The following is a 20,902-nucleotide window of genomic DNA, read 5'->3' as shown; positions in this document are numbered from 1 at the left end:
AGGGCGGGCGGCAAAATGAAAACGGCCCGCCAAAGCGGGCCGCTCACGCGCAAATCCGGCCTGATTACTTCACCTTGGCCTTGATCGCATCGACATCCGCCGTGGTCATCTCGCCCACGGTGGTGACTTTGCCATCGACGATCTGCCACAGCCGGAACGGGCCGGAAATATCTCCATACTGGTCGAAATTCACCGGGCCGATCACGCCTTCATAGCGGATCGGTTTGCCTTCCTTGATCAGCGCCAGCGCCTTGGTGAATTCCTCCTTGCCAGCATGAATGACCTCACCCGCCGGATCGACCGCCTTGCGCAAAGCCTCGGGCAGTTTCGCCGCATCCGGCCCGCCTGCAATCGCAATCGCCAGGCCCACCAGCGCGCCCGCATCATAAGAACGGTCAGCGGCAGGGGCCGCCGGGTCCAGCCCCGAGAAGGCATTGTAATTGGCGTTGAAATACTCGGTCGAGGCCGAGGCCACGCTGCCTGACGAGGTGCCATAAGCCCCGCCCAGATATTCCGCGCCCACTGCCGAGATGAAATCGTCCGAGTTCATGCCGTCATTCAGCAGGAACTTCTGCACGCCGCCTTGGCTGATCCACGTCCGGGCAATGGTCGCACCATCCACCGGGTCGGAAATCAGATACAACGCATCCGGCTCCCCGGCCATCGCGGCGGTGACTTCGGCGGCATAGCTGGATTGCTTGGCGTTATAAGGCGTGACCGACACCACCGTGCCACCCAAAGCGGTGTAGGGCGCGGTGAATTCCTTGGCCAGATTGACGCCGAAGTCGTTGTTCTGGTGGATGATCACGATCTTCTTCATGCCCTGATTGATCGCGAACTGCGCCGCAGCCACCCCTTGCAGCGCGTCCGAGGTGATGGTGCGGAAGAACACGCCATTGGTTTTGCCATCACGGCCAAGCTCGGTCAGCGTCGGCGAGGATGACGCGGGCGAGACTTGCAGCACCTTGGCCGGGCCAGTCACCGACGTCAGGATCGGGATCGACATCGGGCTGATAATGCCGCCGATGATTGCGGGCACCTTGGCGACCTGCACCAGTTGCGTGGCCGCATCTACCGCCAAATTCGCCTGAGTCTGGCTGTCACGGGTGTCGGTTTTCAGCGTGCAGCCCGCCACACCGCCCGCATCGTTCAGATCGCGGAAAGCCATCTCGACCGATTTCGCCCCGGCTTGGCCATATGCGCCCGCCTCTCCGGTAAGTTCCAGCACCAGACCGACGGTGATGTCGCAAGCCTGCGCGCCCATCGGCAGCAGGGCGGCGACGCTGGCCAGAAGTAGCTTTTTCATGTTGTCCTCATCTGTTGGTATAAGCCTTTTGTTATGCGCGCGAGGGCAGGCTGATCCGCGCGCTGGCGTTCAAGACGCCTTATTCAGGTTGTATTTGATGATCTGGCCGTGCCGCCCGTTGCGGTCTCGCTCCAAAGTATAAGTATCGCCCTCGGGCACATGGCCCTGCGCCAACACCGCCGCGATTTCCGCACGGTCTTGCGCCGTCAAAGCGAGGCCCGCCACCTTCAGGTTCTGCGCCAGATGGCTGCGGTTGCGCGCGCCGACGATCACCGCCGCGACGCGCGGGCGTTCCAGCATCGCGGCACTGGCGACGGTGGCAATATCGGTGTCATGCCGATCCGCAATGCCGCGCAGGCAGCGCAGCAAGGCTTGGAACAGATCCCAGCCGCCGAAATCGTCGATGATCAGCTTGTATTTTGTCAGCGAGCGGTTCTCCAGCGGATGCTCTGGCTCGGCCACGCCCAGCCAGCGGTCGCCCAGGAACCCCCCCGCCACCGTGCCATAGCAGAAAATCCACATGCCATGTTCCGCCGCAGCCTGCGCCAGCAGCCGCTCGGCCCGCGTGTCGATCAGGCTGTATTGCACCTGCATCGACAGCAGCGGCACGCCGGACTCAATAATCTCCACCGTCCGCGCGGTATCGAAATTGGTCCCACCGATCTGATCAACCTTGCCCTCGGCCCGCATCTCATTCAGCCAGCCCACGGCCTCAAGATAGCGCGGCACCGCGTAATCCCACCAATGGAACTGCACCAGATCCAGCCGATCCATCCGCAGCCGCGACAGCGAGGTTTCCACGCTGCGCCGGATGCTGGCGCGGTCCACCACTTCAAGCGCCGCCAAATCCGGCACCAGCTTGGTATGCACCTTGATCCGCGCCAGCGCTTCCGCCCCGCGCAGGTTGCCGTAAGCCGTGCGGAAAGCCCCGATCAACTCCTCTACCCCGGTGTAAATATCGGCGCAGTCGAAACTGGTGATCCCGGCATCGGCAAAGGCGATCATGTCCTCCACCTGCTGCGCGCCGTCCACCGGGCCATGCCCGCCCGCCAACTGCCAGCCGCCCCGGATCACCCGCGACGTGCTGTAACCGGGGCGTAATTCCAACGTGGGAACACTCATTCGGCAGACTCCTTCGGCAAGGGAACGGCGGTGGTATCGGCATGTGAGAAGGTGCGTTTGCCCAACCGCGTGATGCGCAGCCGCGACGGGCAATGCGGATCGGGGCAGGCCACCTCGGCATCCGAGGTCATCCAGTCATGCGGATGCGTTACCCGCTGCTTGGCAGGCAGCAAGGGCAGGATCGACGACAGCGAATAGATCGAGAAACTTTGCCCCGGCGGCAGGTGCAACTGCTCACCGCGCAGCTCAAACCAATCGCCAACCTTGCCGCAGTAAATCTTCGCCCCCTCAGGTGCCACGAGTTCCACCCGCAGATCGTAAAGCTCGAACTCATCCATCATACGGCCCTCTCAAAGGTGATTTCGCAGGCCCCCGCGCGCCGGATCTTGCCGCAAGCCTCGGCCAAAGCCGCGCGATCCTCGGGGCGTACCTGTGCCACCACAGACCCCGCCAGCCAGCCGATCGGAAACAGCATCCGCGCGCCGGGGCCGTAAAACAGCCCGATGTCAAAGATCGGATCAGGATTGCCGCCCCACATCCGCGCCGGCACATAGGCCAGCACAATATCGCCCGGCTGCGGATGCAGCGTCGCATTCTCGGGGGGCAGGGCGGGTTCCTCGCCCAGATGCGCCGCAGGGATCGGGCAGGAAATCTCCGGCCCCGTCCACATCGCATGTATCCCCGGCACCACCCGCGGGGTCTCCAGATAGCGCCACAAGAACGCGGCATTGGCAGGGGCCTTTTCCGGCAGCATCGGGGCCAGAACATCCATGCCTGATGCGGCGTGCGTGATACGAATTTTCATGCGGCGATCTCTTTCGACAGAAGTTTCTTGCGCAAAAATGCAAAGGGGCGGCTGATATCGGCAATCAACGCGGCACGCGCGGCTGTCGCATCGCCCTTGGCCAAAGCCTCGACCATATTGTGATGGAAATGCGCGCTATCGCTTTCCCCAGCCTCGGAAAACGCGAAAATCGCCGCCCGCGTGCAAGGCCCCGATTGCAGCCACAGGCTTTCGATCATCGGGATCAGCACGGGCGATCCGCAGGCATTGTAAATCTCAAAGTGAAACGCCTGATTCAAGGCCGCTTCCTGCTCGACCGTTGCGGGATCACCATCCAGCCGCAGCACCTGCCACTGTTCCATATACCCGCGCAGGGTCGCAATCACCGCAGGCGTCATCCGGGGGGCGGCCAGCGCAATCGCCTCGCCCTCAATCAGCACCCGCGTGCGGAGCAGATCATCAATCCGCTCCAGCGTCATCGGCGGCACCCGGATCGAGCGGTTCGGCAACGCCTCTAGCGCGCGCTCGCTGATCAGCCGCCCCAAAGCATCGCGCACCGGCATGGTCGAGGTCATCAGCGCATCCGACAACTGCCGGATCGTCACCACCTGCCCCGGCGCAAACAGCCCAGAGATCAAAGCGCGGCGCAATTCGGAATACACCCGATCCTGCACCGATTCCCGCCCCACCGGCGCCAGCGTCAAACCGCTTTCCCCCACCGCCATCCGAACCTCACGAATCATCTTGCTCGTTCAAATTAGACGCGCATAGTGTGATCAAATCAAGTGTGATCACAGATCAAACATCAGGGGGCACATGACAGTTCTGGAAGCGCGTAACGTATCCAAACGCTTCGGCGGCATCGCGGCCGTCGATGGCATGTCCTTCGCTGTCGCCTCTGGGGAGATCCTTGGCCTGATCGGCCCGAATGGCGCGGGCAAGACCACGATGTTTGATCTGCTCGCCGGATCGGTGGCGGCCAGTTCCGGCGAAATCCGGCTGATGGGGCAGGATGTCACCCGCGCCCCGGCGCATCGCCGATTGGCGGGCGGCATGGGCCGCACCTTTCAAATCCCGCGCCCGTTTCCCGAACTCTCGCTGATCGACAACATGCTGCTCGCCCGCCAAGACCAGACCGGCGAACGCCTCTGGGCCAATTTCACCGCCCCCCGCCGCATCGCCGCCGAAGAACGCGCCGCCCGCGACAAGGCCCTCGCCCTGCTCGACCTCGTGGCGCTGCGCCGCTTGGCCGATGAACCCGCCCGCGTGTTGTCGGGTGGCCAGCGCAAGCTGCTGGAACTCGCCCGCGTGATGATGGCCGACCCCAAGGTGGTGCTGCTGGATGAACCCGCCGCCGGCGTCAATCCAACCCTGCTTGAGGTGCTGATCGACCGCATCCGCGAAATCAACGCCTCTGGCGTCACCTTTGTGCTGATCGAACACAACATCGACATGGTCTCGCGCCTGTGTCACCGCGTGCTGGTGATGGCCTCGGGGTCACTGCTGTGTGAAGGCACGCCACAAGAAGTCGCCCGCGATCCCCGCGTGATCGAGGCCTATCTTGGGGGCACCCCGGCATGAGCATTCTTGAGGTCAAAGGCCTGATCGCAGGCTATGAGCCCGGCCTTTCCATCGTCAAAGGTGCGTCCATCCACGCCGATGAGCAGGAAATCGTCGTCATCCTCGGCCCCAACGGGGCCGGGAAATCCAGCTTTATCAAGGCCATCGCCGGATTGGTCCCCATCACGGGCGGCGAAGTCCTGCTCGATGGCCGCGACATCACCTATGGCGCCGCCCATCTGCGTGTCCGCCAAGGCCTCGCCTTCGTGCCGCAAACCGAAAACATCTTTCCCCTGATGACGGTCGAAGAAAACCTGCGCGTCGCGGGTGGCGTGCTGCCCAAATCCGAGGTGCAGGGCCGCATTGACGAAACCTTCACCATGTTCCCCGACCTCGCCCGCCAGCGCAAACTCGCTGCTGGCAGCCTGTCGGGCGGGCAGCGGCAAATGCTGGCGGTGGGCCGCGCCCTGATCGTGCATCCGCGTGTGCTGATGCTGGATGAACCCTCGGCAGGCCTGTCGCCGAAGTTTGTCGAGATGGTGTTTACCCGCCTGTCAGAAATCCGCCGGGCAGGCCTCACCATCGTCTTGGTCGAACAAAACGCCCGCGCGGCGCTGGCCATCGGCGACCGCGCCTATGTGCTGGTCGAAGGCCGCGAAGCCCACGAAGGCCGCGCCGCAACCCTGTGGGATGATCCTGTGGTGGCAGAGCTTTACCTTGGCCAGCGGAGGCACGCATGAACCTGCAATTTATCGCAGACGGTTTGATCTCGGGCAGCCTGATCGGCCTTGGGGCCATCGGCATCACGCTGACCTATTCGATCCTGCGCTTCTCCAACTTCGCGCATGGCGATTTCATGGCTTGGGGCGCTTACGGCACCCTCAGCGTCGTCGCCGCTATCGGAGCCTTGGTCGGCACCACCGCCCCGATCGGCGCACTCTCCTTCGGCTGGCCCCTCATCCTCGCCACCCTGATCGGCATGGTGCTGACCGCCTGCCTCGCCCTCGCCTTGGATTGGCTGCTGTTCGCCCGCCTGCGCGACCGGGGCCAGTCGATCATCGTGGTGATGGCATCTTTCGGCGCGTCGATGGCGCTGCGCAGCCTGTTGGAGTTCATCTTCACCTCCAGCCCGACCTATTTCTCGCGCGGCATCCAGATGGCCATTCCCGTAGGCGCGGGCATCCGCATCACCCCCGACCAAATGGTCATGCTGGCCACCACGATCATCCTTGTCACCGCCATGCACCTCTTCATGCAGCGCAGCCAGACCGGGCGCGAGATGCGCGCCTACAGCCAGAACCCCGCGCTTGCCCGCGTCGTCGGCATCGACACCACCCGCGTGGTGCGCGCCACATGGATCATCGGCGCGGCCCTTGCCTGTGCTGCTGGAGTCATGGTTGGCATCCTCGTGCAGATCCGCCCGCTGATGGGCCTTGATCTGCTGCTCCCGATGTTCGCCGCCGCCATCCTCGGTGGCATCGGTTCCGTCCCCGGCGCGGTGCTGGGCGGCCTGATCATCGGCCTGTCCGAGGCCGCCGCCGTGCAACTGATCGGCGCGGAATGGCGCGCCGCCATCGCCTTCGCCATCCTGATGGCAGTACTCCTCGTCCGCCCGATGGGCCTGTTTGGAAGGGCTGAACGATGATCGACCTGTTGGGCTACGCTGCCTTTTTCACCTCAAGCGCCCTCATCTTCGCCCTGATCACGCTGGGCCTGAACCTGCAATGGGGGCAAACCGGCCTGTTCAACGTCGGAATCGCGGGCTTTGTCGCCATCGGCGCCTATACCTCGGGCATCCTCACCAGCCCAGAGGCCGCCGACCGCATCGGCGGCTTTGATTGGCCGATCCTCGCAGGCTGGCTGGCAGCAGCGCTCGTCACCGCCGCCGCCGCTGCCTTCACCGGATTTGCCACGCTGCGGCTGAAGTCCGACTACCTCGCCATCACCACCTTCGGCGTCGCCGTCGTCGTGCAACTGGTGGCGCTCAACGCCCAATCCCTGACAGGCGGCCCCTTCGGCGTCGCCTTCATCCCGCGCCCCTTCGCGCATCTGCAAGACCAACCGGCTTTGTTCAACTTCATCAACCTTGGCGTCATCGCCGCCGTCACCCTCGCCGTCTACCTTGCCCTCGAACACCTTTCCCGCAGCCCATGGGGCAGGGTGCTGAAAGCGCTGCGAGAAGACGAACGCGCCGCAATCTCACTCGGCAAATCCGCCCGATCCTACCGCATCCAAGCCTTCGCCGCAGGGGGGGCCGTCATGGGCCTTGCCGGAGCCGTGCAAGCCCATTTCATCGGCTTCATCGCCCCCAACGGCTATCTGCCGACGCTGACCTTCCAAGTCTGGGCGATGCTGATGGTCGGCGGATCGGGGTCGAACCGTGGCGCGATCCTTGGCTCGGTGGTGGTCTGGGCGATCTGGGTCGGGGCAGGGGCGTTCAGCGCCGCCGTAGTGCCGACCGATTGGCAAGCCCGCGCCGCATCGCTGCAAATCGTCGCCATCGGCGTGATGCTCTGCCTGATCCTGCTGTGGCGACCGCAGGGCTTTTTCGGCCCGCGCAGCCAATCTGGAAAGCGCCGCGCATGATCGCGCAACCGGCGACCCTGTGGCACGCCACCGCCGCCCCCACAACGCTGCGCCCGCCTGCGATGGGCGAGATCAGCACCGATCTTCTGGTCATCGGCGGCGGTTTTGCAGGCCTCTCCACCGCCCTGCACGCGGCTGAGGCGGGCCTGCGCGTGGTGCTGGTCGAGGCCAGCCACATCGCCTTTGGGGCGACCGGGCGCAACGCAGGCTTCGTGGTGCCGAACTTTGCCAAGGTCGATCCTGATGGCATCCGCGCCACCTTGGGCGACACCAAAGGCAACCAACTGGTGCAGATGGCCGCCACCAGCGCCGATCTGGTGTTCGAACTGATCACCCGCCACGATATCTCGTGCGATGCGCAGCGCTCTGGCTGGATACAGCCCTCCCACTCCGAAACCGCCCTTGCCCGCGCCAAAGACCGCACCCGCCAGTGGGCCGCCGAGGGCCGCCCGGTTGAATTCCTGACCGCCGCCGCCGTGCAAACGCTGACCGGAGCCTCAGGCTGGCTTGGCGGCTGGATCGACCATTCCGGCGGCGTGTTGAACCCCGTCAGCTACGCCCGTGGCCTTGCCCACGCCGCCGAGACCGCAGGCGCAACACTCTTTGAGAACACCCGCGTCGCAAGCCTGTCGCCCAGCGGCACAGGCTGGCAGGCCCGCACCGAAGCCGCCACCATCCACGCCGCCCGAGTCGTCAACGTCACCAACGCCTATGCCGACACCCTGATCCCCGGCTTGGCCCACAGCTTCTTCCCGCTGAAAGTGTTCCAGATCGCCACCGAACCCCTGCCGCCATCCGTCCGCACGCGCCTGCTGCCCGGTGGGGAATGCGTGTCCGACAGCCGCCGCAATCTGTTCACCTTCCGCTTTGATGCCGCCAACCGGCTGATCACCGGGGGCATGCACATTCTGAGCCTTGGCGCGGATACCCGCGTGCCGCGCACCATCCACCGCCGCATGGCGCAGATGCTGCGCCTATCCGATCTGCCACCGCTGCAATACGCATGGTCCGGCATGGCGGCGGTGATGCCCAACTTCCTGCCGCGCCTGATCACGCCCGCCCCGAACCTGATCGCGGGCATCGCCTGCAACGGGCGCGGCATCGCAATGACCACCGCCATGGGGCGCGAATTGGCGCAATGGGCCACAGGCACCCCGGCCGAGGCTTTGGCAATCCCCGCCAGCCCCCCCGCGCCGATCCCGCTGCACGCGCTGATGCGCCACGCGCCCAACGCCTTGCTGCCGATCAGCCAGTGGCGCGACCGCCGCGAAAGCCCCGCCGGTTTGGGCCGCTGACCCCCGCCCACGCCAGCGCTGCGCGCACCCAATTCGCGCGAAAAACCCTCCGAACCACAACATATTGTGGAAATCACTGAGATAGCGGCTGAAAAACACAAGTCATTCCCAGATGGGAAAAACCTTGCGGCCATTGCGGGCCATGCCGCGGCAGGTGCCACAGCCCCGCGCCGTCAGCCTTCGCGCTTGCGAAACGCTTCTGGCCTGATCCCCAGCCGGTTGACCTTGTCATAAAACGTCTTGCGCGGCAGCCGCAGCCGCGCCATCGCGGCGGTGACATTGCCGCCCGACATCCGCAACGCTTCCTGAATGATCCCGGCCTCATACCGCGCCATCATCTCGGCCAAGCCCGGCGCATCCTCGCCCATAGCCTCGCCCAGCACCGGCAAACCCAAAGCCACCGATTCCGCAAACTGCATCAATTCCCGCGCATTCCCCGGCCAATCATGCGTCGCCAGCCGCGCCTGCACCAAGGGCGTGATCTGCGGCACGCTCAGGTTCAGCCGCGCGCAGGCGCTCAGCAGGAAGTGTCGGAACAGCCCGGCAATATCGCCCCGCCGCTCTTTCAGGCTGGGCACATGCAGCGTCACCCCGGACAGCCGATAATACAGGTCGGGCAGAAACGCCCCCGCCGCCACCATCGCGCCCAGATCGGCTTGCGAGGCCGCCAGCACATGCAGATCCAGCCCCCGCGCCGCCGCCGCCCCCGCCGCCCAAACCTCGCGCGCCTCGATCACATGCAGGATACGCGCCTGTTGCGGCAGGCTCAGCGCCTCGATCCGGTCCAGAAACAACGTGCCGCGATGGGCTTTCTCCAGCCGCCCCACCAGACGGGCATGGCGCGGCGCACCGGGCTGGCCCGCCTCGGCCCCGAAGAAATCCAGATCAAACCGCGCCGCATCCAAGGTATCGCAGGCCACATGCACAAAGGCACGAGCATGGCGCGGGCCTTCGCGGTGGATGGCGCGTGCCAGCAGGGTCTTACCCGCCCCCGACGGCCCGGTGATCAGCGCATCCACCCCAGCCTCGGCCAGCCGCGCCACCGTCTCGCGCAGATGCTCCATCGCCACGCTGTCGCCCAAAAGCTGCCCCGCCACGACAGGCACCTGCCGGTCGGCGCGCAGTGCGCGGTTTTCCAGCACCAAGGCCCGCGCTTGTGCCGCGCGGCGCAGTGCTGCGGTCAGGGCATCCAGCCCCACCGGCTTGGTCAGAAAATCCCACGCGCCCTCACGGATCGCCGCCACCGCCATCGCCACATCGCCATGCCCGGTCAGCAGGATCACCGGCAGTTCCGCATCCATGCTGCGGATGCGGCGGAACACTTCAAACCCGTCCATCCCCGGCATCCGAATGTCCGAAAGCACCACGCCGGGATAATCGGCATCCAAACCCTGTAAGGCCGCCGCACCCGAAGAAAATGCCTCGGGCTGAAACCCCGCGATGCGCAGCGATTGCGTCGTTGCCTCCAGCAGATCGGTGTCATCATCGACCAGACGGACCAGGGGCGGCGTCATGCGCGGCTCAAGCGGAAGCGAAAGGTGGCACCCTGACCGGGGCTAGGCTGATCAGCGGTCAACGCGTGACCCAAATCGCGAATGATCTCTTGCGCGATCACCAGACCCAGCCCCAATCCATCGGCTTTGCTGGTGGCAAACGGCGTGAAAAGCTGGGCGGCAATGTCGGGGCGCAGGCCGGGGCCATTGTCGGCCACGCTGATCATCACATCACCCGCTTCCGCCGTGACCGAGATGCGGATTTCAGGATCGGGCCTGCCCGCCAAAGCCTCTTGCGCGTTCTGGATCAGGTTGACCAAAACCTGCTCCAGCCGCACCGCTTCCGCCTTGACCCGCAGCGTCGGATCTGCGCCTTCGATCACCACCTGCGCCCCCGCACCCCGGCTGCGCGAGGCGGTCAGGATCACCGAGGCGTCAATCGCATCTTTCACGCTGACTGCAGTGATCTGCCCGGTCGCCTTGCGGGCAAAGCCGCGCAGATGCGTGGTGATCTGGCCAATGCGTTCGGACATCTGCACGATCTTGCCCAGATTGCCGCTGACCTCGGCGGGGGCTGTGGCTTGCAAGGCCAAAGCGTTCTCCGCCAGCAGCCGGATGGTGGCGAGCGGCTGATTGACCTCATGCGCCAATCCGGCAGTGACTTGGCCCAAGGTCGCCAGCTTGTTGGCCTGCACCAGATCGGCCTGCATCCGCGCCAGCCGCGCCTCGGCACTGCGGCGCTCGGCCATTTCGGCGGTCAGATCGCGGGTGCGATCCTCGACCGCCCGTTGCAGATCGGCGGTATAGCGGCGCTCGGCCGCAGCCCGGCTTTCCGCCCGCCGCCGTGCCCGCCCCGCCCACCAGATCAGCGCGCCCAGCAGCGTTTCCACGCCCAACGCCGCCGCCATCGCCAACACACCCGCCTGCCGCGCCGGAGCCTGCGACAAGCTGAGCGTCAGCACCCAACCTGGCACCCCCGGCACGGCACGGGCGGTGTTAAGCGTGTCCTGCAGCCGCGGCATCGGCAAAAACCGCTCCGCCGGGGTCGAGGACAACAGCACAATTCCGCCCGCATCCTGCACCCGCGTCTGATCCTGCCCGCTGGCCCAACTGGCCTCCAACGCATCAAACTCCATCTTGACGACCACCACCCCGGCCACCGCGCCATCGACCGAAACCGCGTGCGACAGATACAGACCGGGGCGCTTGCTGACGGTGCCCAGCGCAAATTCCAGCGCCGTGCCCTTCGCCATCGCATCGGTGAAATAGCGCCGGAAGCTGTAGCTCGACCCGACAAAAGACACCGGCTCGTCCCAGTTCGACGCCGCAATTGCCGTGCCGCTGGTGTCCAGCAGATAGATCACATTGCTGGCGGTTTCGCTCCGCAACTGATCCAGCTTGCGCGACACCTCCTGCTGCGCCTCCGCGCTGCCGCTGCGCAAGGCGTCTTTCACCAGACCGTCATCCGATAAAATCGCCGCCACCGCGCGCTGCGTTGCCAGCACACTTTCCAAGGCTTGCACCCGCGATCCCGCTGCCGCCGCACCTTGTTCAGCCAGCCGAGACAGCGCCCCCGCCTGCGCCAGAACAAACGCCAACACCAGCAGGCCAACGGCCAACCCGCCAAACCCAAGGCGCAAAAGCGTGCGAGTCATGCTGTGGCCCTTACTCAGATGATGTTTCATTTTCCACATTATCAGAATTCATATGTGTGGAAAAGCGCACATATCTGGGCCTGCCTCATATGGAAAAACCTATGACTTCAATGCATTGCCGCCAGTCGCCTCATTTCTACGCATGGACCACGCCGCCTGTCATCCTGACGTCACAGATTCGTCATCCGCATGTTGGGAGGAGACCACAATGCAGATCAACACCGCCGTGGCGGCGCAAACGCCGCGCCCGTTTTACCGCACACTCTACTTTCAAGTCATCGTCGCCATCATTTTGGGCGCGCTGATCGGGCATTTCTGGCCGAGCGTCGGCGAGTCGCTCAAGCCCCTTGGCGACGGCTTTATCAAGCTGGTGAAGATGATCATCGCCCCGGTGATCTTCCTGACCATCGTCACCGGATTGGCGGGCATGACCAGCCTGCGCGGGGTCGGGTCGGTTGCGGCCAAGGCCTTTGGCTATTTCTTCGTGTTCTCAACCTTGGCGCTGGTGGTCGGCCTGATTGTGGCCAACGTGGTGCAACCGGGCGCTGGCATGAACGTGGACCCGGCGACGCTCGATGCTTCGGCGGTGCAGGGCTACAGCGAGAAAGCGCATGAGACGACGATCACCGGCTTCATGCTGGGCATCATCCCGGACACCATGGTTTCGGCCTTTGTCGATGGCAACATCCTACAAGTGCTGTTCATCGCCATCCTGTTCGGCATCGGCGTGATCCTGATCGGCGAGAAAGCCCGCCCGGTGGTTGACCTGTTCGAGACCATCAGCCGCGTGGTGTTCCGCATCGTCGACATTCTGATGAAAGCCGCCCCGATTGGCGCATTTGGCGCCTTTGCCTTCACCATCGGCAAATATGGCATCGGTTCTATCGTCAACCTCGCGGCCTTGGTCGGCACGTTCTATCTGACCTCGGCCCTGTTCATCATCGTGGTGCTGGGCACGGTCTGCGCGCTGAACGGCTTCTCGATCTTCCGTCTGATCTCGTATCTGAAAGCCGAGATTTTGCTGGTGTTGGGCACCTCGTCGTCTGAATCGGCGTTGCCTGCGCTGATGGAGAAGATGGAACGTGCAGGTTGCGCCCGCCCCGTGGTGGGTCTGGTGGTGCCGACGGGTTATTCGTTCAACCTTGATGGCACGAACATCTACATGACTCTGGCCGCGCTGTTCATCGCTCAGGCGACCAATATTGACCTGTCGTTGGGCGATCAGATCACGCTGCTGGCGGTGGCGATGCTGTCGTCGAAGGGCGCGGCTGGGGTGACGGGCGCGGGCTTTATCACGCTGGCGGCAACCTTGTCGGTGGTGCCGACGGTGCCAGTGGCGGGGATGGCGATCATTCTGGGCGTGGATCGGTTCATGTCGGAATGCCGCTCGATCACCAACTTCATCGGCAATGCCGTGGCAACCGTGGTGGTCAGCCGTTGGGAAAAGGCGCTGGACCGCAGCAAGTTTGACGCGGCCATGCGGGGCGCTGCGCTGCCCGAAGGCGCGTTGCCCACCGGCGGATTGCACGCGCCTGCTGGGCTGCAACTGGGCGAAACCAGCGCAGACTAAGGCCACGCCATATCTGAACATCCATGACGCGGGGGGCCAGATCGGTCGCCCGCGTCTTGCATTTGCGCACGAGCCTTGCGGAAGACGCGCTGCCGTTCAGGCTTGAACCTTTCCGATGGCGGATGCAAAGCTATATCCGGCGCCAGCGGGGCGATCTTCCGGGCAACTTGGAACAGAGGTGGCGGAGGGGTGACTTTCCGCAGGGTGCATATGGCAGAGCAAGCGGTGAAAGCCCAAGGTAAAGCGCCTGGGCAGCAGGCAAAATTCGTCGAGGGCAACCTCTTTCGCCATATCACCGTAATGTCGCTGACCAACTCGGTCGGGTTGATGGCGATCTTTTCGGTCGATCTGATCAACATGGTGTTCATCTCGATCCTGAATCAAGAGGATATCACCGCCGCCGTCGGCTATGCCGGGGCGATCCTGTTTTTCACCACCTCGTTCGGGATTGGCCTGTCCATCGCGGTCTCGGCCTTGGTCGCGCGCGCGGTCGGGCAGCGCAATCTGGTGATGGCGCGGGAAAAGGCCACCAATGGCATGGTGCTGGGCATCCTGTTCGGCATCATCTTTGCCGCCGTGGTCTGGGCATTTCTGCCCGGCATCGTCACGCTACTGGGCGCGGTGGGCCGCACGCATGAGCTGACCGTGCATTTCCTGCGCATCGTGGTCCCGGCGCAGCCGTTTCTGATGGTGGGCATGATCGGCGGTGCGATCCTGCGCAGCCATGGCGATGCCAAACGCGCCATGGCCGCAACGCTGTGGGGGGCATTTGCCAATGCCGTGCTGGACCCGATCCTGATTTTTGGTCTGCATCTGGATCTGACCGGGGCGGCGATTGCCTCGGTGGTCTCGCGCATCGTGATTGCGGGCGTGTCGCTGATCCCGGTGATCCGGCATCACGGCGGCTTTGATCGCCCCACGGTGGCGGGGCTGCGCGCCGATCTGTCCCCGGTTTATGCCATTGCCGGGCCTGCCATCCTGACGCAAGTCGCCACCCCCTTGGGGCAAGCGATCGTGACGCGGATGGTCTCGGGCTATGGAGAAGCGGCAGTGGCGGGCATGGCGATTGCCGGGCGGCTGACGCCGGTGGCGCTGGGCGTGATCTTCGCGCTGTCCGGCGCGATTGGCCCGATCATCGGACAGAACTATGGCGCGGGTCGCATGGACAGGGTGCGCCGCACGTTTCTCGATGGGCTGACCTTTACCGCCATCGTGGTGGCCATCGTCACCGTCATCCTGTTCGCCCTGCGCGCGCCCATCGCCGATCTGTTCCACGCCGAGGGGCTGACCCGCGATCTGGTCTATCTGTTCTGCGGCCCGCTCTGTTTGCTGTTCTTCTTCAACGGCGCGATTTTCATGGCCAACGCGGCCTGCAACAACCTTGGCCGCCCGCTGATGTCCACCCTGATCAACTGGGGCCGCCACACCATCGGCACCGTGCCCTTCGCCTGGTGGTTCTCGCAATACTGGGGCGCACAGGGTGTGCTGATCGGGCAGGCTTTGGGCGGGGTGATCTTTGGCATCCTCGGGGTCTGGCTGGCTTACCGGATGATCCTGGCAACGCCTGCGCGGATTTAAGCGTGTCGTAAAATCATCGCATACCGTCGTATTCTTTTTCCCTTGCCAGCCCCACAGCCTCTGGGCTAGCTAAAGGCATCAGGATCGGGAGAATCCAGCAGGAAACTTCTGGTGCCGAAGGAGCAACCGCCCCGGTAAACTCTCAGGCTCAAGGACCGTTCTGATAACAGACTCTGGAGAGTGGTGCCGCAGCACCCGCCGAAGGGATAACGATCTCAGGCGCCCGCAATGGGTAAGGACAGAGGGGGCATCGAGGGGTGGGGATTGGTCCGCCTGATCGGTGCCGGTATGTTCCGGCAGTTTTAGGGGGCGGCTTTGGCCGAAGAATTGCTTAGACTGGGTCTGCACGATCTGCACGTCGCCTTGGGCGGCAAGATGGTGCCGTTTGCAGGCTACGACATGCCCGTGCAATATCCCGCAGGCGTGATGAAGGAACATCTGCACACCCGCAGCGCGGCTGGCCTGTTCGATGTCAGCCATATGGGGCAGGTGATCTTGCGCCCGAAAACCAGTTATCAGGACTTGGCGCTGGCGTTTGAAGCCCTGATGCCGGTGGATGTGCTGGGCGTCGCGCAGGGTCGTCAGCGCTATGGCATGTTCACCAATGAAACCGGCGGCATCCTTGACGATCTGATGTTCGCCAACCGCGGCGATCATATCTTTGTCGTCGTCAACGCCGCCTGCAAGACCGCCGACATTGCCCATCTGCAGGCGCATCTTTCGGATGTGGCGCAGGTGATCCCGGTGCTGGACCGTGGCCTGCTCGCTCTGCAAGGCCCGCAGGCCGAGGCTGCCTTGGCCCGCCATATCCCCGCCGTTGCGGCGATGCGGTTCATGGATGTGGCGATCCTGCCGTGGCAGGGCGTTGATCTATGGATCTCGCGCTCTGGCTATACCGGCGAGGATGGCTTTGAAATCTCGGTCCCCGACGCGCAACTCCGCGCCTTTGCCGAGGCTTTGCTGGCCGAACCCGAAGTCATGCCCATCGGCCTTGGCGCGCGCGACAGCCTGCGGCTTGAGGCTGGCCTCTGCCTTTACGGCCATGACATCGACACTACCACCAGCCCGGTTGAGGCTGGCCTGACATGGGCGATCCAGAAAGCGCGGCGCACGGGCGGCACCCGCGCAGGCGGCTTCCCCGGTGAGACCCGCATCCTGCAAGAACTGGCCGAAGGCCCGGAACGCAGCCGCGTCGGCCTGCGACCCGAAGGCCGCGCCCCGATGCGCGAACACACCGACCTGTTCGCGCCAGATGGCACGCCTTTGGGCCAAGTCACTTCGGGCGGCTTTGGCCCCAGCGTGAACGCGCCGATTGCCATGGGCTATGTCGCAACCGCCTTTGCCAAACCCGGCACCGCCCTTGAAGGTGAAGTGCGCGGCAAACGCCTGCCCGTCACGGTCACCGCTATGCCTTTCCAACCCACCACCTACAAACGCTGAGGATACCCGCGATGAAATACACCAAAGATCACGAATGGCTGCGCGTCGAGGGCGATGTGGTGGTCGTGGGCATCACCGAACACGCCGCCACCGCCTTGGGCGATGTGGTGTTTGTCGAACTGCCCGAGCCTGAAACCGTCGTGGCCGAGGGCGACGAGGTCTGCGTGATTGAAAGCGTCAAGGCCGCGTCCGACATTTTGGCCCCCTTGGATGGCGAGATCGTCGCCGTCAACACAAAGCTGGTCGATAACCCGTCCTTGGTGAACGAAGACCCCACCGGGGCGGCTTGGTTCTTCAAGATCAAGGTCGATGATCTGTCCGTGCTGGATGATCTGATGGACGAAGACGAATACAACGACTTGATCGGCTAAGCGCCCGTCAAGCCAGTGCATTTCCTGCGAACATTCCTGCTCCCGATTCACGGGGGTTGGTTCTTGCATCCTGAGGGCAGCCAGATGACCTTTACCCCCGTTGACTATAACCCCTATGATTTCGCCAACCGCCGCCATATCGGCCCGTCTCCGTCTGAGATGGAGGCGATGTTGAAAGCCGTCGGTGTCACCAGCCTTGATGCGCTGATGGATGAAACCGTGCCCGCCTCGATCCGCCAAAGCATCCCACTCGGCTGGGCGCCGCTTTCCGAACATGACCTGCTGGCGCGGATGCGCGCGGTGGCGGGGCGCAACAAGGTGATGACCAGCCTGATCGGGCAGGGCTATTACGGCACGGTGACGCCCCCGGCGATCCAGCGTAACATTCTGGAAAACCCGGCGTGGTATACCGCCTACACCCCCTACCAGCCCGAAATCGCCCAAGGCCGGCTTGAGGCTTTGCTGAACTATCAAACCATGGTCGCCGATCTGACCGGCCTGCCGTTCGCCAATGCCAGCCTGCTCGATGAAGCCACGGCGGCGGCCGAGGCGATGACGATGGCCGAGCGTGTCGCGAAATCAAAAGCGCGCGCGTTTTTCGTCGATGAACACTGCCACCCGCAAACCATCGGCGTGATCGAAACCCGCGCCAAGGCGCTGGGCATCAAGGTGATCATCGGTGATCCTAATGCGATGCAGGCCGCCGAGGTGTTCGGCGCGATCTTCCAATATCCCGGCACCTGGGGCCATGTCCGCGACCTCACCCCATGGATCGACGCTTTGCATGCCGCAAAGGCCATCGCCGTGGTGGCGACTGACCTTTTGGCCCTGTGCATGCTGCGCGAACCCGGTGCGATGGGGGCCGATATCGCCGTCGGCTCCAGCCAGCGCTTTGGCGTGCCGATGGGCTACGGCGGCCCACATGCCGCGTTCTTCGCCTGCAAGGATGAGCATAAACGCCAGATGCCGGGGCGGATCGTCGGGGTTTCCATCGACGCGCGCGGCAACAAGGCCTACCGCCTGTCCCTGCAAACCCGCGAACAGCACATCCGCCGCGAAAAGGCGACCTCTAACGTCTGCACTGCCCAAGCCCTGCTCGCCGTGATGGCCAGCATGTATGCGGTGTTCCACGGCCCCAAAGGCCTGCGCGCCATTTCCGAACGGGTGCATTCGCTGACCGTCCGCTTGGCGAAAGCTCTGCGCGATGCCGGTGCAACCCTGCCGCAGAAACAGTTCTTCGACACCATCACCGTCGAAGTTGGCGTTGGCCAAGCCGGTATTCTGGCCGCTGCACGGGCCGAGGGGCTGAACTTCCGCAAGGTTGGTCGCGATCACGTCGGCATCAGTCTGGATGAGACCAGCAACGAAGACGTCCTCCGCCGCGTCCTGCGCGCCTTCGGCATTCAAGACTCGCCCCCCGCAAAGGCCGAACTTGGCTTTGCCGAGAAAATGCTGCGCGAAACCGACTATCTCACCCATCCGGTGTTCCACATGAACCGGGCCGAGTCGGAAATGATGCGCTATATGCGCCGCCTGTCCGACCGCGATCTGGCCTTGGATCGCGCGATGATCCCTCTTGGGTCTTGCACGATGAAGCTGAACGCGGCCGCCGAAATGATGCCGATCACCTGGCCCGAATTTGGCAGCCTTCACCCCTTCATCCCCGCCGATCAGGCCTTGGGCTACCGCGAGGCGATCGAGGATCTGTCGCATAAACTCTGCGAAATCACCGGCTATGACGCGTTTTCTATGCAGCCGAATTCCGGCGCGCAGGGCGAATATGCGGGCCTTTTGACCATCGCCGCCTATCACCGCGCGCGGGGTGAAAGCCACCGCAACATCTGCCTGATCCCGGTCTCGGCGCATGGCACCAACCCGGCCAGCGCGCAGATGGCGGGGATGGCGGTGGTGGTCGTCAAAGCCATGCCGAACGGTGACGTGGATGTCGAAGATTTCCGCGCCAAAGCCACCGCAGCGGGCGGCAATCTTGCGGCCTGCATGATCACCTATCCCAGCACCCATGGCGTGTTTGAGGAAACCGTGCGGGACATCTGCAAGATCACCCATGAATTCGGCGGGCAGGTCTATCTGGACGGGGCCAACATGAACGCGCTGGTGGGCCTCGTGAAACCCGGCGAGATCGGCTCGGACGTGAGCCACCTCAACCTGCACAAAACCTTCGCCATCCCGCATGGCGGCGGCGGGCCGGGGATGGGGCCGATTGGGGTGAAAGCCCACCTTGCGCCCTATCTGCCGGGTCATTCGGAAACGGGTGGCGAGGAAGGGCCGGTCAGTGCGGCCCCCTATGGCTCTGCTTCGATCCTGCTGATCTCTTGGGCCTATTGTCTGATGATGGGCGGAGAGGGGCTGACGCAGGCAACACGGGTGGCGATCTTGAACGCCAATTATATCGCGGCGCGGCTGAAAGGTGCCTATCCGATCCTGTTCATGGGCAACAAAGGCCGTGTGGCGCATGAATGTATCCTCGACACGCGGCCCTTCGCTGAAGTGGGCGTCACCGTCGATGACATCGCGAAACGGCTGATTGATAACGGCTTCCATGCCCCCACGATGTCTTGGCCGGTCACGGGCACGTTGATGGTGGAGCCTACGGAATCCGAGACCAAGGCCGAGATTGACCGCTTTATCACCGCCCTTCTGGCGATCCGGGCCGAGATCAAGGCGGTTGAAGACGGCGAGATCACAGCCGAGGACAGCCCGCTGCGCCACGCCCCCCACACGGTCGAAGATCTGGTCGCCGACTGGACCCGGAAATACCCGCGTGAGCAGGGCTGCTTCCCGCCCGGCGCGTTCCGGGTGGACAAATATTGGCCGCCAATCGGGCGGGTGGATAACGTCTATGGCGACCGCAACCTGATCTGCATCTGCCCGCCCTTGGAAAGCTATATGGAGGCGGCAGAGTGATGGTCCCAACTCGGGACCTTTTGATCGCATTGAAAATCAATGGCTTAGGGTGTGCGATTTAAGGCTCTGTTAACGAATGGCCCCTCCCGGCACGGGGTGGGGCCATTTTTCTTGCTGCCGAAAAATCCGGCACGTTGACCAAACAGGCCGAACCGCATAGCAAAGCGGCATGAGCCTTGCTGCCCCCAAATCCAGTTTCTCTGCGGGCCTTGTCACCGCGCTGCCGATTGCTTTGGGCTATTTCCCGATCGCGTTTTCCTTTGGCGTGGCCGCCACCCGCGCGGGCCTGAGCGGGCTAGAGGCGTTTGGCCTGTCGCTGATCATCTATGCGGGGGCTGCGCAGTTTCTGGCACTGGCGTTGGTCACCGGCGGAGCACCCGTGCTGGTGTCGGCCTTCACGCTGGTGGCGATGAATGTGCGCCATGTGCTTTATGGCCCCGCGCTGATCAAACGGGTCGGGCCGGACGCGCGCACGCGGCACGCTTGGGCTTGGGCCTTCGGGCTGACGGATGAGGTGTTCGGCGCGGCCTTGGGCGCTTTGGCGCGGGGCCGTGTGGCGTTTTCCGAAGCCTTCATGTTCGGGCTGGGTCTGGCGGCCTATGGATCGTGGCTGGCGGGCACGGCGCTGGGCGCATTTGCCGGGGGGGCGGCGCTGCAGGAATATCCGGTGGTGGATGCGGCCTTGGGCTTTATGCTGCCCGCGCTGTTTCTGGCGCTGCTGCTGTCGATCCTGTCGCGCGCGCAGCTTCCCGTCATCGCGGTGGCGATGGCCGCCACGGTGGCGGTGACGCTGGCTTGGTCGGGCACGGCGGGGATTTTGGCAGGGATGATCGCTGGCGCGCTGTCGGGGCTGTTGGTCAGGCGCGGCGATGCGGCTTGAAATTCTGACCCTTGCGCTGATCGTCGGGGCCTGCACCTGGGCATTTCGGTTCTTTCCGACCAAGGCCGATCTTTCGACGATCAAACCCGATGGTATCCTCGCGCGGTTTCTGGCCTCGACCGGGCCTGCCGCGATTGCGACGCTGTTTGTCGCCTCGGTCTTGCCAATGCTGAAGGCCGATCTGGCGAACGCCGGGGTGCCGATGCCACTGGCCTGTGGCACTTTGGTGGTGGTGCTGACCTATGCCGCGCTGCGCTCGGTCGTGGCGGCAACGCTGGCGGGATCGGTGGCTTATGGGCTGGCGGTCTGGCTGCTTTAGGCGCAAACTGGGAACCGC

The 20,902-nt window shown here is 64.0% G+C and carries 19 protein-coding genes and 1 riboswitch; of the genes, 12 read left to right on the top strand and 7 right to left on the bottom strand.

What is annotated here, in order from left to right; genetic code table 11:
* Positions 1-64 precede the first annotated feature (64 nt).
* The 5 genes from ACFOGH_RS09100 to ACFOGH_RS09080 form a co-directional block, all read right to left on the bottom strand.
* Positions 65-1,306, bottom strand: coding sequence for an ABC transporter substrate-binding protein (locus tag ACFOGH_RS09100; RefSeq protein ID WP_380072752.1), 1,242 nt, complete (start codon positions 1,304-1,306; stop codon positions 65-67).
* 69 nt (positions 1,307-1,375) lie between these two features.
* Positions 1,376-2,428: an aldo/keto reductase gene (locus ACFOGH_RS09095; protein ID WP_380072751.1), complete on the bottom strand. Its 1,053-nt coding sequence runs from the start codon at positions 2,426-2,428 to the stop codon at positions 1,376-1,378.
* On the bottom strand, positions 2,425-2,769 hold the full coding sequence (locus ACFOGH_RS09090; RefSeq protein WP_380072750.1) for a TIGR04076 family protein: 345 nt from the start codon (positions 2,767-2,769) through the stop codon (positions 2,425-2,427). Before ACFOGH_RS09090 ends, ACFOGH_RS09095 begins: the two co-directional genes overlap by 4 nt.
* Positions 2,766-3,233: a DUF3830 family protein gene (locus tag ACFOGH_RS09085; protein ID WP_380072749.1), complete on the bottom strand. Its 468-nt coding sequence runs from the start codon at positions 3,231-3,233 to the stop codon at positions 2,766-2,768. Before ACFOGH_RS09085 ends, ACFOGH_RS09090 begins: the two co-directional genes overlap by 4 nt.
* Positions 3,230-3,955 (bottom strand): GntR family transcriptional regulator, encoded by a 726-nt coding sequence (locus ACFOGH_RS09080; RefSeq protein WP_380072748.1) that lies wholly within the window; start codon positions 3,953-3,955, stop codon positions 3,230-3,232. The genes ACFOGH_RS09085 and ACFOGH_RS09080 overlap by 4 nt, the downstream gene beginning before the upstream one ends.
* Positions 3,956-4,028: 73 nt before the next feature.
* Here ACFOGH_RS09080 and ACFOGH_RS09075 point away from each other — a divergent pair, with 73 nt between their 5' ends.
* From ACFOGH_RS09075 to ACFOGH_RS09055, 5 genes are read left to right on the top strand one after another with little or no spacing between them, the layout of a single operon-like run.
* Positions 4,029-4,793 (top strand): ABC transporter ATP-binding protein, encoded by a 765-nt coding sequence (locus tag ACFOGH_RS09075; RefSeq protein WP_380072747.1) that lies wholly within the window; start codon positions 4,029-4,031, stop codon positions 4,791-4,793.
* Positions 4,790-5,512 carry an ABC transporter ATP-binding protein gene (locus ACFOGH_RS09070; protein WP_380072746.1) on the top strand — a complete coding sequence of 241 codons (723 nt, stop codon included), beginning with the start codon at positions 4,790-4,792 and terminating at the stop codon, positions 5,510-5,512. Before ACFOGH_RS09075 ends, ACFOGH_RS09070 begins: the two co-directional genes overlap by 4 nt.
* The gene (locus tag ACFOGH_RS09065) at positions 5,509-6,417 is read left to right on the top strand and encodes a branched-chain amino acid ABC transporter permease (protein ID WP_380072745.1); all 909 of its coding nucleotides are present in this window, start codon (positions 5,509-5,511) and stop codon (positions 6,415-6,417) included. The genes ACFOGH_RS09070 and ACFOGH_RS09065 overlap by 4 nt, the downstream gene beginning before the upstream one ends.
* Positions 6,414-7,358 (top strand): branched-chain amino acid ABC transporter permease, encoded by a 945-nt coding sequence (locus ACFOGH_RS09060; RefSeq protein ID WP_380072744.1) that lies wholly within the window; start codon positions 6,414-6,416, stop codon positions 7,356-7,358. Before ACFOGH_RS09065 ends, ACFOGH_RS09060 begins: the two co-directional genes overlap by 4 nt.
* The gene (locus tag ACFOGH_RS09055) at positions 7,355-8,653 is read left to right on the top strand and encodes an NAD(P)/FAD-dependent oxidoreductase (protein WP_380072743.1); all 1,299 of its coding nucleotides are present in this window, start codon (positions 7,355-7,357) and stop codon (positions 8,651-8,653) included. Before ACFOGH_RS09060 ends, ACFOGH_RS09055 begins: the two co-directional genes overlap by 4 nt.
* A 173-nt stretch (positions 8,654-8,826) precedes the next feature.
* Here ACFOGH_RS09055 and ACFOGH_RS09050 read toward each other — a convergent pair whose 3' ends face one another.
* Together ACFOGH_RS09050 and ACFOGH_RS09045 are read right to left on the bottom strand one after the other, a co-directional pair.
* Entirely contained in the window at positions 8,827-10,167 is a 1,341-nt protein-coding gene (locus tag ACFOGH_RS09050; protein WP_380072742.1) for a sigma-54-dependent transcriptional regulator, read from the bottom strand.
* Positions 10,164-11,801: a sensor histidine kinase gene (locus tag ACFOGH_RS09045; protein ID WP_380072741.1), complete on the bottom strand. Its 1,638-nt coding sequence runs from the start codon at positions 11,799-11,801 to the stop codon at positions 10,164-10,166. Before ACFOGH_RS09045 ends, ACFOGH_RS09050 begins: the two co-directional genes overlap by 4 nt.
* A gap of 208 nt (positions 11,802-12,009) precedes the next feature.
* On the opposite strand from ACFOGH_RS09045, the gene ACFOGH_RS09040 reads away from it, so the two are divergent.
* The 7 genes from ACFOGH_RS09040 (at position 12,010) to ACFOGH_RS09010 (ending at position 20,884) form a co-directional block, all read left to right on the top strand.
* Positions 12,010-13,371, top strand: coding sequence for a dicarboxylate/amino acid:cation symporter (locus ACFOGH_RS09040; RefSeq protein WP_380072740.1), 1,362 nt, complete (start codon positions 12,010-12,012; stop codon positions 13,369-13,371).
* Between the two features lie 300 nt (positions 13,372-13,671).
* The gene (locus ACFOGH_RS09035; RefSeq protein WP_386847954.1) at positions 13,672-14,949 is read left to right on the top strand and encodes an MATE family efflux transporter; all 1,278 of its coding nucleotides are present in this window, start codon (positions 13,672-13,674) and stop codon (positions 14,947-14,949) included.
* Between the two features lie 75 nt (positions 14,950-15,024).
* Positions 15,025-15,117, top strand: a riboswitch (glycine riboswitch).
* A gap of 147 nt (positions 15,118-15,264) precedes the next feature.
* Positions 15,265-16,389, top strand: a complete 1,125-nt coding sequence (gene gcvT, locus ACFOGH_RS09030; protein ID WP_380072739.1) for a glycine cleavage system aminomethyltransferase GcvT — start codon at positions 15,265-15,267, stop codon at positions 16,387-16,389.
* Between the two features lie 11 nt (positions 16,390-16,400).
* A complete protein-coding gene (gene gcvH / locus ACFOGH_RS09025; protein ID WP_380072738.1) occupies positions 16,401-16,760 on the top strand; it encodes a glycine cleavage system protein GcvH in 360 nt (119 codons plus the stop codon).
* Positions 16,761-16,844: 84 nt separating this feature from the next.
* Positions 16,845-19,685: an aminomethyl-transferring glycine dehydrogenase gene (gene gcvP / locus ACFOGH_RS09020; RefSeq protein WP_380072737.1), complete on the top strand. Its 2,841-nt coding sequence runs from the start codon at positions 16,845-16,847 to the stop codon at positions 19,683-19,685.
* Between the two features lie 169 nt (positions 19,686-19,854).
* The gene (locus ACFOGH_RS09015; RefSeq protein ID WP_380072736.1) at positions 19,855-20,565 is read left to right on the top strand and encodes an AzlC family ABC transporter permease; all 711 of its coding nucleotides are present in this window, start codon (positions 19,855-19,857) and stop codon (positions 20,563-20,565) included.
* Positions 20,555-20,884: an AzlD domain-containing protein gene (locus ACFOGH_RS09010; protein ID WP_380072735.1), complete on the top strand. Its 330-nt coding sequence runs from the start codon at positions 20,555-20,557 to the stop codon at positions 20,882-20,884. The genes ACFOGH_RS09015 and ACFOGH_RS09010 overlap by 11 nt, the downstream gene beginning before the upstream one ends.
* Positions 20,885-20,902: the final 18 nt, after the last annotated feature.

Origin of the sequence: Cypionkella sinensis (genome assembly GCF_042646385.1) — a bacterium.
GTDB lineage: Bacteria > Pseudomonadota > Alphaproteobacteria > Rhodobacterales > Rhodobacteraceae > Cypionkella > Cypionkella sinensis.
This window is presented reverse-complemented; position numbering and strand designations above follow the sequence as displayed.